Raw genomic sequence first — 12977 nt, 5'->3', positions numbered from 1 at the left:
AGGGCTTGAGCGCCCTGCTGGAGAACTGCCCATGGCGGCCACCAAAACCGCGCAGAAGGACAAGTCCGGGACCTTTCAGGTCGACGCAGAGGCGCTCGACGGCCGCAGCCTGCGCACAGGCGATGGCACCATGCCGAGCACGACCAGCGGGACAGCCGTCGGTGTCAAGGAAATCGATGCCGAGACAACCACAGCAGCTCCGCAAACGGCGAGCGGCGGCGGTTTCTGGCGGCTCAGCACGATCAGCCTGCTCGTGTGCGTCGCCCTGCCCTTCATCCTCGCGTGCTTCTATTATTTCGCCATGGCCACCGACCAGTATGTGGCCGAGACGCGCTTCGCGGTGCGCTCACTTGCGTCCGGTTCCAGCAGCGATGCCAGCGGCCAGCTTTTGACGACGAGCCCCCTGGCGCAGGATGGGTATGTCGTCACAAGCTTCATCCATTCCACAGAGATCCTGCGTCGCATCGAAGAGCGCGTCGATCTGCGCAGCTACTTTCAGCGCGACGAGATCGACTACTTCTCGCGCCTTGCCGACGATGCCACGCGCGAAGATCTGCTGGATTATTGGTCGAACCAGGTCACCACTTACATCGACGGACCATCCGGCATCATCACGCTGCGCGTGCGCGCTCATACGCCCGAAGATGCCCGTGAACTGGCCCAGCTCATCATCGAAGAGAGCGAAATCCTCGTCAACCAGCTCTCCGAGCGGGCGCGCGCCGATTATATCAGGCGTGCCGAACAGGAGGTCGCGTCCACAGCCGGGCGCTACGAGCAGGCGCTGGCGCAGCTCAACGAATTCCAGAACGATCGCAGCATCCTCAGCGTCGAAGCACAGGCAACAGAGACCGGTCAGCTTCTGACCGGGCTGCTCCAGGAGAAGCTGACCGTCGATAGCCGGTTGTTCGTGCTCGCGCAGAATTCCATCAGCGACGCTCCGCAGGTGCGACAGCTGCAGCGCACGCAGCAGGCCCTCGATACGCAGATCGCCGAACTGCGTGGGCAACTGGCCTCAGGCGACACCGCAGACGGCAACCTGTCGCGTTATCTGCGCGAGTTCGCCGAATATGAAACGGAGCGTCTTCTGGCCTCAGGCCTTTACGAAGCTGCACGGCGCAATCTCGCTCAGGCTGAACTGGAGGCCGATCGGCAGGCGGTCTACGTGACCGTGTTCGTAGAGCCGAGCGTTCCGGAAGATGCGCGCTACCCGCAGCGCTTCGTCATGCCGCTGCTGATCCTGCTCGGTTGCGCGATCGCCTGGGGCATCGTTGCCCTCATCATCGCCTCCGTCGAAGACCATCGGACCTGAGGGCTGACGGATGGAAACGACGGTCGAACTGCGCAATGTCACCAAGTACTACAAGACCGAAGGTCGCAAGAAGATGATCCTGGACAAGGTCTCGCTTGCGTTCGAGCGAGGCTATTCCTACGCGATCCTCGGCGTCAACGGCGCGGGGAAGTCGACGACATTGCGGCTGATCTCCGGCTCCGAACTGCCGAATTCCGGTAAGATCAAGCGCAATGTCCGGGTGTCCTGGCCCCTTGGTTTCGCCGGCGGCTTCCACCCGATGATGTCGGGGCGCGACAACCTGAAATTCGTTGCACGCGCCTATGGCGCGGATGTCGGCGAAGTGACGGAGTTCGTGGAGGATTTCGCCGAGCTCGGCGACTACATCAAGGCCCCGATCAAGACCTATTCGTCGGGCATGTCGGCCCGCCTCGCCTTCGGTCTTTCAATGGCCATAGAATTCGACTGTTATCTGATCGACGAGATCACGGCGGTCGGTGATGCGCGGTTCCAGGAAAAGTGCCGGAAGGCCTTTCTGCGGCGCCAGGAGACCGCTGACCTCATCGTCGTGTCGCATTCGATGAGCACCGTCAAATCCTACTGCCAGCGCGGTATCGTGCTGGTCGATGGTCATCCGATCTATTTCGACGATGTCGAGAATGCGATCGAGACGTATTACAGGCTGAACCGATGATGCTGGGCGCAGACCGATGAGCAACAGGCCCGACGAGATCACCGGCGATCGCCAGCCAATGTCGGCGCTCGATCGCAACAAGCAGGCGACGACGGCGCTGGCGGTCGTGGCGCGCAAACTGCGTTTGACGACATCGCAGCGCGGCAAGCTTTATGCTTCGGTCGGCTTGCGCCCGCGCGGCATCGACAAGCTCATGAAGGCGCTGTTCATCGCAGCCTTCGCCCTGTTTTTTGCCCTGCCGAACATCGCCAGCGGTCTTTACTACGGTCTGCTCGCGTCTGACCAGTATATGTCGGAAACGCGCTTCACGGTACGCACCTCCGAGCCGATGCAGGCGGCAGATCAGTTCGGCGATATGAGCGGCATTCCTTCCGCCAAGATCGTGCAGGACACGCAAATCGTCGCCAACTACATCATCAGCCGCACAATGCTGGAGCGGCTGGAGCGCGAGGCCGACTTCATCGGGCGCTATAGTTCCGACCAGGCAGACTGGCTGGCGCGGCTGCCGGAAGGCGAGACGATCGAGGAGCGGCTCGAATATTGGGAATCCATGGTCGATGTCGGCATCAGCCCGTCGAGCGGCATCATAACAGTCCAGGTCCGCGCCTTCAGTGCCGAGGATGCAAGGGCAATCGTGCAGGAGGTCGTCGCCGCTTCGGAAGCCCTGATCAACGACCTCAACGACCGGATCTGGAACGATGCGACCGCATCCGCGCGAGCTCAGGTTGAGCGTGCGACGGCAAGCCTCAGCCGGGCGCGGCAGGCCTTTGAGACGGCGCGGAACGAGTCCGGCATCCTGGCCGTGGAAGAAACCTCCACGTCGCTGTCCGCCCTCCTCACACAGCTGATGGGCGAAAAGATCGAGCTCGAAGGCCGCATGAACGCGGTGAGCGACAATGTCTCACGCGATGCGCCGCAAATGCGGGTGCTTGCGCGCGAAATCGAGGCGAAGGACCAGCAGATCGCGCAGTTGCGTTCGCAGATTGCCAGCACCAACGGCGGCGGCACGACGCTGGCCGACACATCCACGGTCTTCTCGCAGCTGACCCTGGAACAGACGATTGCGGAGCAGCAGCTGACGGCAAGCATCACGGCGCTGGAACAGCTTCAATATCTCAGCCAGCAGCAGTTGATGTATCTCGACCCGTTCCTGGCGCCAACGCTGCCGGACGGTGCGGAGTATCCGCGCCGCGCTTTCTGGAGCATGATCATCTTCGTCGTGAGCCTGCTCACATTCGGCATCGTGGCCGGCATCCTGTCGATCGTGAGAACCCGCCTTGGCTGATGCCGTCATCGGCTCTCAGCGGTCGCTTTTCGACCGGTGGTCCGATCGCGCCTACCGGGCTGTTCCCCGCCCGCACGCGCTCGCTTCACGGAACGGCCGACCACCGATGCGCAGCGTTCTCGTGCTTCGAAAAGGCAACAACCCGACCTACAGCTATTATTTCGAAGCTCGCCTCAAGGCCTTGGCGCCGCTTCCCTATCAGTCGCGCTGCATCGACAGCGAGAGCCTCGAGGGCATCGATCCCGCCGGGCTCTTCGTCATCATCTGCCGCTATATCAAGCCGGCCCAACTGCGCTGGCTCGAGCAGAACCATTCCAAGCTCGCCGGTGTCGCACTCTTCATCGATGACGACATTGCCGCCTTGCTTACGGGCTCCGAAGCGGTCTGGCATTATCGCCTTTATCTGGCGTCGATGACGCTGCTGCCGCTCCGTCGTCTGAACCGGTTGCTCACGCATGTCTGGGCTTCCACGCCGGCGCTGAAGGAAGCACTCGCAGCCGGTGGTCGCCCGGTATCATTGCTCCCGCCTGCCCCGGATACTGACGAGCATCTGCCGCTCAGCGCCAAATCATCCAAAGGACCGGTGAGCGTGGCATTCCACGCAACCGGCGTGCATGGCCGGGAACACCGCTTTTTGGTGCCGATCGCGCAGCGGGTGGTGGCGCGGCACCCGCATGTCCGGTTCGACATTCTGGCACAGGGGGACGATCGGAAGCTCTGGCTCTCAGCTGGCCTGCCGGAGCACCAGTTGCGGATCGTTCCTCTGATGCGCTGGCCGGAGTATCGCCGCCATTCGCGCGAGAACGGGGCAGATATCTTTGCCGTACCGCTGATGGACAATCGCGAGAATGCTGCGCGTGCCGATACAAAGCGGATCGACTGCGCCCGCCTCGGGGCGGCAGCGATCTTTTCCGACAGCCCCGCCTATTCCTCGCGGCGGCATCCGGACGAGATCCATATCGGAAACAATCCCGACATCTGGGCGGAAACTGTTCTCGATCTCGCCGACAATCCGCAGCGGCGCGAGAAGGCCGCGCAGGCCACGCGCGATGTCGTGGCCGCCATGGCGGACGATCTTCGATTTCCCGACCTCAACCTTTCGCCCGCGCCGCCGCGTTGACTATGGGCGGCAAGTCTTCCAGAAAGCAGCCGATTCATGCGCCGTGGAGCGCCTAACGCACCGACTTCCCGATCCTTCTTGAAACAGGCCGTCATGCTTGAGCCGATCAACGATCTCGCCGAAATCGAGCCGCCCGTGGTCTGGCGCAGTCTTGGCGACGACCCCCGTTTCGTCGTGAGGCTGCCTTTCATCCGCGAGAAGCGCTATCTCGTTTTCCGGCTGTCGGTCGAGGAAGGCACGATGGAGCCGCAGCTCTATGTGAACTTCGGCCTGGGCTTCAAGGAACGCCAGTCCTTCAATCCGCGCAGTTCGCGCCGCCATGCCATTCTGATCGATGTCGGCGGCATCGGCACTGTCCGTTCAATCCGGCTCGATCCGAACAACCGGCCGGGAGACTTCACCTGCCACGCCGACGCCTTCCGCAGTCGAGCCGAGGCCGAAGCCGTCGCGGAGGCCTGGTGCCAGGGAACGCCTGGTGCGGTTCGCAGCAAGTTCGGGCGGCTGAGCCGGCTGATCTTCTCGGGTCTGCCCTTCGGCTTCGGCAAGACCAACAAGCTCGCCCACCATTTGGAAGAAATCTACCAGCTGGCGGCCATCGAGACGGCGGAGCTGTCGTTCGCACTCTCCGAGAAGCCGTTTCTCAGCCTTGTGGTGCCGGTCTATAATGCGCCGGATCGATATCTGGACGAATTGCTGCGGTCCTTCCGGAGACAGATGGCCGGCACGGTCGAATTGATCCTCTCCGACGACGCCTCCCCCTCTTCCACGACACAAGCCTGGCTCGACAAGGCGGCTGAGTTCGAAGATGTGATCGTGGTGCGCAATCCGGTCAATCGCGGCATCGCCGAGACGACCAATTCCGGCATCGCGGTTGCCACCGGCGAATGGATCGCGCTCCTCGACCATGACGATGCGATCGCGCCGTCGGCTTTGGCGCTGATCCGCGCCACGATCGAGCGCAATCCGGGCGTTGAATTCCTTTATACCGATGAGGTAGTGACCGACGGGCGCCTCACGCCCACCAGCCTGATGGCGAAACCCGCCTACGACCCGGTGCTGCTTTCCGGCGTCAACTACATCAACCATTTCTCGGTCTATCGCGCCGAACGCCTGCGCGCCATCGGCGGACTGCGCCCCGGTTTCGAGGGCTCTCAGGATTATGATCTGCTGCTGCGGTATCTGGCGGACCTCACCGACGACCAAGTGATCCATTTGCCCTATCCCGCCTATTGGTGGCGCCGGGACGGGAGGACCTATTCGCGCCAGAACATGGGACCATCGACCGACAGCGCACGGCGCGCCATGAAGGAAGCCTATGGCAGGCGCGGCGACGACGTGGAGATCGTCCCGGCGCTCACCGACACGCTGCACAAGGTCGAGTTTCTGCGCCTGCGCGATGCGTTGCCGAAACTTTCGGTCATCATCCCCAACAAGAATGGACTGCCGCTCATCCAGCGCTGCCTTTCGGATCTGACGGAGAAGACCGACTATCCGGACTTCGAAGTCCTGATCATCGACAACGGTACGACCGACCCTGCGGTGCTTTCGCTCTACGACCAGATCACGAAGCGTCACGCCAACATTTCCGTCGACATCGAGCCGGCCAAGTTCAACTTCTCTCGCGCGGTCAACCAGGGCATCGCCAAGGCCAAGGGCGAGCATTTCCTGCTTTTGAACAACGACATCTCCGTCATCGATCCGAGCTGGATGAAGGAAATGGTTGCGTGTCTGGCCTATGAAAAAGCCGGCATTGTCGGGGCCAAGCTTCTCTATCCCAACGACAAGATCCAGCATGCCGGTGTCATCGCCGGTTTCGGTGGGCTTGCCGGCCACTGGTATCTCAATCGCTCGGCAAATTTTCCCGGTCCGATGAACCGGCTGCATGTGCGTTCGTCGATGAGCTGCGTCACAGGGGCGGCGATGCTGATTTCGGGCGACTGCCGCGCCGAGATCGGCGCGTTCGACGAGGAAAATTTTCCCGTCGCCTACAATGATGTCGATTACTGCCTGCGCGCCTATCGTGCCGGCTGGCGGGTGATCTGGACGCCGTTTGCCTGCCTGCACCACCACGAGTCCGCAACGCGCGGCTCAGAAAGAAGCCCGGAGAACAAGGTGCGCTTCGAGCGCGAGAAAGACAATCTGCGCCGTCTGCACCGCACGACGCATTTCGTCGATCCGGCCTCGAGCCCGCTGCATTCGCGCGATCGCTCAAACCCGGAACTGCAGAAGCTCGACCACCTGCCGCAGGCGCGGCACTGGCTGCCGAAGCACTAAGCCTAGTCTGCCGCGCCCATGCGCTCTTCCAGCGAAGCGGGTTCGGGAGACGCCATGTCCGAGGCCGCTTCCTTAGGCTCGGGCTCGGGCTCGCCGACAAATTCCAGCAGAATGTTCAGCCGGCGCGCATCGCCCATTTCAGGCGTGATGCGCAGCCTGAGTCCGTTTTCGACCCTATCGACGCGCTCCATGTCTTCCAGGGCAGCGATGTGACCCGTCGGCAGTTCCATGCCGTAATTGCGCACTGCGCTCCGCATGGCACTCAGCACGGTATTGCGGGCGCTATCGGACGTCGCGGGATCCAGTTCGTTCAGCTTGATTCGGATCGTCGGCGGATCGAGGCTCCCGCGGCCGCGCACCAGCGTGAACAGAGACGTTGCGGGCCCCTCCTCGGGCACCGGTTCGACATTGGCGAGCACCGGGGAGCACTCCCAAGCGCCGTTGCGCAAAAGTACCGATTGCAGGCCCGGCTCGACCAGCCCGAAGACGGACAAGGCGCCGCACAGAACCTCTGGTCGCGCCGTCACGCGCTCCACGCGCTTCGAGAGAAGCCGCGACGGTCGGTCCGTGGGCTTGCGCAGCGACTTGATGCGACCGCCCTTGTCGATCGGCTCGACTGTCTGTCTCGTTTCTGCCTCTGGCTCCGACGCCTGGGCGAATGTGGGTGACGGCTCGACGACCGCCACGAGGGCAAACGTTGCGACGAGACCGAAAGCCGTTTTGCGCGATCGCAGTGGGCGCACTGTCCTCATCCTTGAAACCAATTCAGTCCATCGTCCTCTTCGCGTGCAACCTAGCATGCGAGGGATGGAGGTCACATCAACCAAGCTAACGATCGGCACGCTCGGCCGTTCGATCCAGCCAGTGGTTGATCGCGGGACGGGCAAGGCTGGAAAATCGGCCGAGAAGCGACACGCGCAACCCGGGATAGATGGCGAATTTGCCCCGCTCGAACTCGCGAACGACGCTTGTCGCCAATTGCTCGGCCGTCATGATGCCGCCGGTCTTCGTAATTTTTGCGGTCTCCGGCGGCTTCAGCCGGTTCTCCGCTTCCAGCTGCGGCGTTTCTGTGTCTGGCGGAAAACAGACGGCGACCTTGATGCCATGGCGGCGCGCTTCCGCCCGCAACGATTCCGCAAAGCCAGCAACTGCGAATTTCGATGCGCCATAGGCCGTATAGCCGAACAGACCCACAAAGGCTGCGGCAGACGAGACCAGCAGGATCTCGCCGCTGCGTCTCTGCGTCATGCCCCGATAGACGGCGCGCACGGCATGGACCGTCCCGTGGAAATTGATGTCCATCTGCTGGCGAAAGCTGTCGGCATCCAGCGCCTCGAAATAGCCTGGGACGGCAACGCCGGCCGAGGTGATCAGACGCGCCGTCGGGCCGAACTCCGATTCGGCAGCGGCGATTGCTGCCTCCAGCGCCGCTGCGTCACGCACATCGGCGGAATGGGCGGACAGGGTGCCGCCTGACGCCGCGAGCCTTTCCTTGCAGGCGGCAAGACGTTCGGCATCCCGCGCGATCAGGGACACACGGTCGCCGCGGGCAAGATGCAGGCGGGCGAAGGCCTCGCCGATGCCGCTCGATCCTCCAGTGATGACGACATGCTGCATCGCTTTTCCTGTTTAACGCTCAGTTCCCTATCTGTCGCGTTTCCGGACGGTGAATCGTGGCCACTTCACCTGAAAACGCTCAGTGCGCGAGCGGCAGCGGCGGCAGGCCGTATCCGGTTTCGCCGCTCTCCGCCAAGGCATCCATGCGCCGGACGATCTCGGCGATGGCGGCTTCCCTGCCCTCTTCGCCATAGAATGTGCCGCGCACCTGAATATCCATCAATGCCCGCAGGAAGAGCTCGAGGAAAGGCCCATCCACGGGCTCCGGATCGCGCCAGAAGCTATCGATGCCGCCCTGGTGGGTCAGCCCATCGATGTCGAATACGGCCGAGCCCATTGCGATCGACGGCTTGCGGTTCATGATGCAGTGCAGGCCGACGGTCGAATTCACATAGATGACGCCCTGCGACGAGCGGATGAGATTGCCGAGATCGCCGCCACGGATGAGATCGGTGCGTCCGACGATGCCATAGCGCTTTTCCAGCCGCTTCAGCCGGCGCGGCCAGTTCTCGAGCCCGTTGTCGAGCGGGTGCATCTTGAAGAGCAACCGCCGGTCCGCCGGCGCGTGTTTGGCAAACGACGAGACGATCTCTTCGAGAAACTCTTCCAGGTGATCATAGGGTGACGACGCGCGGATCTGGTAGTCCTGCTGCAATTGCATCGCGACCATGTTGTAGGGCGCGTTCTCGCGCATGAGCCGCGCTTCGACTTCACCCGCGCGACGCTTGGCGCGCAATTCGCCGGCCAGGACGACGAGCCAGGCAAGATAATCGAAGCCCGGCCAGTAGTAGCGATCGGAGCGATAGAAGGGATAGACCGGCCGCCCCACTTCCGAGAGCAGTGCGAAGGTCACCTCGCCGAAGGCTTCCTCGGAGAAGGTGTGGTGATAGCGCGGCCGTAGATCCGGCAGGACGTGGCGCTCGGCACGCTCGGCGATGCCCTCACGCGTCTTCGGAAAGAGCGAGCGCGCGCCCATCGCCTCCGGCTCGAAGGTCAGCCAGTCCGGACGCAGATAACCGAATTCGATCGCCCAGCAGCGCACGCCAAGCGACCGAGAAATTTCCAGCGCTTCGGCGTGATAGGGCAGACGGTCGGCGTAGTAATAGATGTCGGTGACACCGTTGGTCCGGATGAAATCGGTCAGCCAGGCGCCCCAATTGCCCGTGCGTCCGCGATAGTCGACGGCACCCTTGCGGCGCCAGAAAACGCGATCGCCGAGCGAAAAATTGATCTTGAGCACGCGGTGGCCGGCCGCATCAAGGCCATCGCCAAGCGCGCTCCAAAAGCGCGATGGGTGGCCCTGGAGAAAAAGGATCGTCAGGCGTTTGGTGTCAGACATTGCGCAAGCTGCGGTGGATCGGCGCCCGTCGATTGCACAGGCCGACTGCGCGTGCAATGTTAAATGCCATGTGCGCGCCTGGCGCGTTTACCCAGCCTCTATGACAGATCGCCTGCCAGTGCGCCGTTTCCTTTTCCTGCAAGGCCCCTCCTCTCCCTTCTTCGCCCGTGTTGCGCGTGAGTTGAGGCGCTCCGGGGCCGAGACGTTGAGGGTTGGCACCTGCCCCGGCGACCGGCTCTTCTGGCTGCCGGGCGCGGGCGACTACATCGAGTTTCGAGAGCCACCTGAAGACTGGCCGGAGACCGTGCGCGCAATCATGAAGAACAGGGCGATCACCGATCTTGTCTGCCTCGGCGACGGACGGCAGTTTCACCGGGATGCGATCGGCGTCGCCCGGGATCTCGGCGTTCGCATATCCATCGTCGAACAAGGCTATCTGCGCCCCGGGCTGCTGACGATCGAGCCGAATGGCATGGGCGGACATTCCGGCATACCGGCTGCGTTCGAGGCTGATCGGCCATCCCAATTTCCCGTTGCGGAGCCGCGGTCGTTCAAGTCGAGCTTCCTTCTCTATGCGGCCTATGACGTGGCTTTTCATTTCGCCAATCTCGTCGGCGCGCCCTTTGCCTACCCGCATTACCGCAACCACGCCCTTCACGGGACGCTGGACGAATGGCGCGGCTGGATCGGCAAGGCGTTGAAGCGTCCGGCGCGACGCAAAGCTCGAGACGAGGCCCTGGCCGAGATCGAGCATCATGACGGACGCGTCTTCCTCTTTCCGTTGCAGTTGGAGACGGACTACCAAATCCGCCAGCACGGCTATCGCGACGGGCTACGAACGGCTCTCGCCGATGTGGTCTCGTCCTTTGCGGCGCACGCGCCGAAAGACGCGCTGCTGGTGGTCAAGGTCCACCCGATCGACAACGGGCTGACGCCCTGGGCCGCGATCATCGAGGATTTGAAAAGGCAGCATGGCTGCGAGCGCGTGATTTTTCTCGACGGCGGCGATCTCGAGCGGCTGATGCAGCGCTCGGCCGGCATCGTTACCGTGAATTCGACGGTCGGATTGTCGGCACTTTCCCTCGGTCGGCCGGTGAAGGTGTTGGGAAGCGCGATCTACGATCTTGAGGGGCTCACCGACGACCAGGCACTGGAGCGCTTCTGGCAGGCGCCTCAGGCGCCGTCGCCGGCGCGGGTGTCGGACTTTCTGAAATTCCTGAAGACGACCGTGCTCGTTCCCGGCGCTTTCGAAGGAGAAGGCGCAATCCCCGGCGCACGCGCCGTTGCCGATCGCCTCCTTGCTCCGCCGCCTTTCTGAATGGCATTTCAATCGGTGGCCAAGTGGTCTATTGGGACGTGACGGGCCCGCCCCGGCATCTTGGCACGCAAGACATTGTTTACCGATCAGGCTCTATCGTTTCTTCTGGCGGAGTGGCCGCGCTTGCATTCTTGGTGCCAAAAGGACACACCGGCCGCCTCTCCCGAACGCCAATCGCGGCTTTGGTTTACTTTTGGGCACCACGTTCTAATGATGCGGCCGGGCGGGGCTCGAGTACCGAATGCGAGTGAGGACATACCATTTTGATTAGTCGACAGTCTGGGACCGCCCTGCGCGTCAAGCTCATCTGTGCGACCGCAAGCCTCGGCGTTCTGGCCGGTTGCCAGGCGCTGCCGGGCGAAGGCCCAAGCGCGCTCTCCATTGCGTCCACGGCCGGTCAATCCGCCGCCGAGCAGAACCGCCCCACCGCTACGGTTTTCGATGTCGTCCAGGTGGACGCATATTCCGCACGCCTCGTCGCCGACTACACCGCACGCATGCTCAACCGCCGCTTCGGCATTGGCAGCGCCGGCAACACGGCCCTCATCGGTGTCGGCGACCAGGTTCAGGTCACGATCTTCGAGGCGGGTGAAAGCGGCCTGTTCTCCACCGCCGAATCGAAGCAGACGTCGCTGCAGCTCATCGTCCAGCCGGACGGCCGGGTGCCGATCCCTTACGTCGGCTCGGTCCAGTTCGCGGGACGGACGGCCGAACAGGTGCGCCAGGCGATTCTATCGTCGCTGCGTGACAAGGCCGTCGAGCCCGACGTCATCATCACGACGACGTCTACCGACTCGCGCGCCGTCACGGTGGCCGGCGCGGTCAACGCTTCCCAGCAAGTGTCGCTGTCGCTCAGCGGCGACCGAATCATGGATGTGATCGCCAAGGCCGGCGGCCCGCGCCAGGAGCCCTACGAGACCTATGTGACGCTGACCCGCGGCCAGAGCACCGGCACGGTGCTCTTGAAGTCGATCATCGAGGATCCGTCCGAAAACATCTTCGTGCAGCCGAACGACCAGGTCTTCGTAACGCATGATCCGCGCACGTTCACCATCCTCGGCCAAACGTCGTCCAATTCGCGCATTCCATTCGGGTCGAACGACCTGAACCTCCTGGAGGCGATCGCGCTTGCAGGCGGCGGCGAGGATGCATCGGTCGACGCGCGCGGCTACTTCGTGTTCCGCTACGAGGAGCCGGAAATCGTCAAGCTCCTCATCGGTGACGCGCGTTTCAAGGCGCTGATGGACAAGGGTTACGCGACCGACAAGAACGGCCGCTTCCCGATTGTCTACCAGTTCGACATGCGCAATCCCGACAGCTTCATCACGGGCCAGACCTTCCCGGTCAAGAATCGCGACGTGATCTACGCATCGCGCCATCCGACCGTGGACATCCAGCGCTTCCTGTCGCTCGTGTCGCAGCCTGTCGGCGTCGCAAGCGGCGTGATCACGCTCAGCGAATAAACTGCAGCGCAGGCAACCGCCTGCACGCGAATTTCCTGCCGGGCGCATTGATTAGTCCGGCAGTTTTCTTTAGGACGCACAGGCGTTACGGAGAGGTGGCCGAGTGGTCGAAGGCGCTCCCCTGCTAAGGGAGTATACCGGGAACGGTATCGAGGGTTCGAATCCCTTCCTCTCCGCCATTTCCTGGCGTACTCTACCTCAGTTTTAGCTAACAGGCTGATCCGGTTCGGGAAATCATTTCCTGCAGCTCCTTTCTCGGGAGTTTTGAGGTGGATTCTGATTTCCATGTATCGCGCGGTGTATCGCCAGAGGTATCGCTGGATGTATCGTCTGGCGATCCTGCTAGCGATCGATCCAGCGCAAGAGACCATGTCTCACGCAAACGCAGCGCCAAGGCTGTCTCAGCCGGCAGATATCTGGTGCGGTCGGGGTCTGTTTATCTTTTTCAGATCAGGATGCCCGAGGATGTTTGCGGGCCAGGCGCACGGATCGTAAGAATCGGGCTCGGAGCGCTGACGGCAAAGCAGGCCCGTGCTAGGGCCGAACTTCTCGCGGCGCTCGCGCGCGATCGTTTCGAAC

General features: G+C 62.6%; 10 protein-coding genes and 1 tRNA gene. 8 read left to right on the top strand and 3 right to left on the bottom strand.

Going from position 1 to position 12977, the window contains the following annotated elements:
* The first annotated feature begins 31 nt into the window (after positions 1 to 31).
* The 5 genes from QQL76_RS12305 to QQL76_RS12285 all read left to right on the top strand — a co-directional run bounded on the left by QQL76_RS12305 (position 32) and on the right by QQL76_RS12285 (position 6661).
* Entirely contained in the window at positions 32 to 1309 is a 1278-nt protein-coding gene (locus QQL76_RS12305; protein ID WP_499207890.1) for a KpsE/RkpR family capsule polysaccharide export protein, read from the top strand.
* Positions 1310 to 1319: 10 nt separating this feature from the next.
* On the top strand, positions 1320 to 1982 hold the full coding sequence (locus tag QQL76_RS12300; protein WP_499207889.1) for an ABC transporter ATP-binding protein: 663 nt from the start codon (positions 1320 to 1322) through the stop codon (positions 1980 to 1982).
* A 16-nt stretch (positions 1983 to 1998) separates the two neighbouring features.
* Complete coding sequence (locus tag QQL76_RS12295) at positions 1999 to 3267, top strand: KpsE/RkpR family capsule polysaccharide export protein (protein WP_499207888.1); 1269 nt, start codon at positions 1999 to 2001, stop codon at positions 3265 to 3267.
* A 106-nt stretch (positions 3268 to 3373) separates the two neighbouring features.
* A complete protein-coding gene (locus QQL76_RS12290) occupies positions 3374 to 4387 on the top strand; it encodes a glycosyltransferase family protein (RefSeq protein WP_499207887.1) in 1014 nt (337 codons plus the stop codon).
* 93 nt (positions 4388 to 4480) lie between these two features.
* Positions 4481 to 6661 carry a glycosyltransferase family 2 protein gene (locus QQL76_RS12285; RefSeq protein WP_499207886.1) on the top strand — a complete coding sequence of 727 codons (2181 nt, stop codon included), beginning with the start codon at positions 4481 to 4483 and terminating at the stop codon, positions 6659 to 6661.
* 2 nt (positions 6662 to 6663) lie between these two features.
* Here QQL76_RS12285 and QQL76_RS12280 read toward each other — a convergent pair whose 3' ends face one another.
* The 3 genes from QQL76_RS12280 to QQL76_RS12270 form a co-directional block, all read right to left on the bottom strand.
* Entirely contained in the window at positions 6664 to 7404 is a 741-nt protein-coding gene (locus QQL76_RS12280; protein WP_499207885.1) for a DUF6030 family protein, read from the bottom strand.
* 85 nt (positions 7405 to 7489) lie between these two features.
* Positions 7490 to 8278 carry an SDR family oxidoreductase gene (locus tag QQL76_RS12275; RefSeq protein ID WP_126010861.1) on the bottom strand — a complete coding sequence of 263 codons (789 nt, stop codon included), beginning with the start codon at positions 8276 to 8278 and terminating at the stop codon, positions 7490 to 7492.
* Positions 8279 to 8357: 79 nt separating this feature from the next.
* Positions 8358 to 9617 carry a capsule polysaccharide biogenesis protein gene (locus QQL76_RS12270; RefSeq protein ID WP_499207884.1) on the bottom strand — a complete coding sequence of 420 codons (1260 nt, stop codon included), beginning with the start codon at positions 9615 to 9617 and terminating at the stop codon, positions 8358 to 8360.
* Positions 9618 to 9735: 118 nt separating this feature from the next.
* On the opposite strand from QQL76_RS12270, the gene QQL76_RS12265 reads away from it, so the two are divergent.
* The 3 genes from QQL76_RS12265 (at position 9736) to QQL76_RS12255 (ending at position 12577) form a co-directional block, all read left to right on the top strand.
* Complete coding sequence (locus QQL76_RS12265) at positions 9736 to 10935, top strand: capsule polysaccharide biogenesis protein (protein WP_499207883.1); 1200 nt, start codon at positions 9736 to 9738, stop codon at positions 10933 to 10935.
* Between the two features lie 263 nt (positions 10936 to 11198).
* A complete protein-coding gene (locus tag QQL76_RS12260; RefSeq protein ID WP_499207882.1) occupies positions 11199 to 12398 on the top strand; it encodes a polysaccharide biosynthesis/export family protein in 1200 nt (399 codons plus the stop codon).
* 89 nt (positions 12399 to 12487) lie between these two features.
* A tRNA-Ser gene (locus tag QQL76_RS12255) sits at positions 12488 to 12577 on the top strand.
* Positions 12578 to 12977: the final 400 nt, after the last annotated feature.

Source organism: Rhizobium albus (assembly GCA_030160035.1).
In the GTDB taxonomy this organism is placed as follows: Bacteria; Pseudomonadota; Alphaproteobacteria; order Rhizobiales; family Rhizobiaceae; genus Georhizobium; species Georhizobium albus.
Note: the sequence above shows the minus strand (reverse complement) of the source record. Positions and strands in the feature narration are given on the sequence as shown.

Coding starts and splice junctions, on each gene's coding strand:
- QQL76_RS12305 (WP_499207890.1), top strand. CDS start 32: ATGGCGGCCACCAAAACCGCGCAGAAGGACAAGTCCGGGACCTTTCAG.
- QQL76_RS12300 (WP_499207889.1), top strand. CDS start 1,320: ATGGAAACGACGGTCGAACTGCGCAATGTCACCAAGTACTACAAGACC.
- QQL76_RS12295 (WP_499207888.1), top strand. CDS start 1,999: ATGAGCAACAGGCCCGACGAGATCACCGGCGATCGCCAGCCAATGTCG.
- QQL76_RS12290 (WP_499207887.1), top strand. CDS start 3,374: ATGCGCAGCGTTCTCGTGCTTCGAAAAGGCAACAACCCGACCTACAGC.
- QQL76_RS12285 (WP_499207886.1), top strand. CDS start 4,481: ATGCTTGAGCCGATCAACGATCTCGCCGAAATCGAGCCGCCCGTGGTC.
- QQL76_RS12275 (WP_126010861.1), bottom strand. CDS start 8,278: ATGCAGCATGTCGTCATCACTGGAGGATCGAGCGGCATCGGCGAGGCC.
- QQL76_RS12270 (WP_499207884.1), bottom strand. CDS start 9,617: ATGTCTGACACCAAACGCCTGACGATCCTTTTTCTCCAGGGCCACCCA.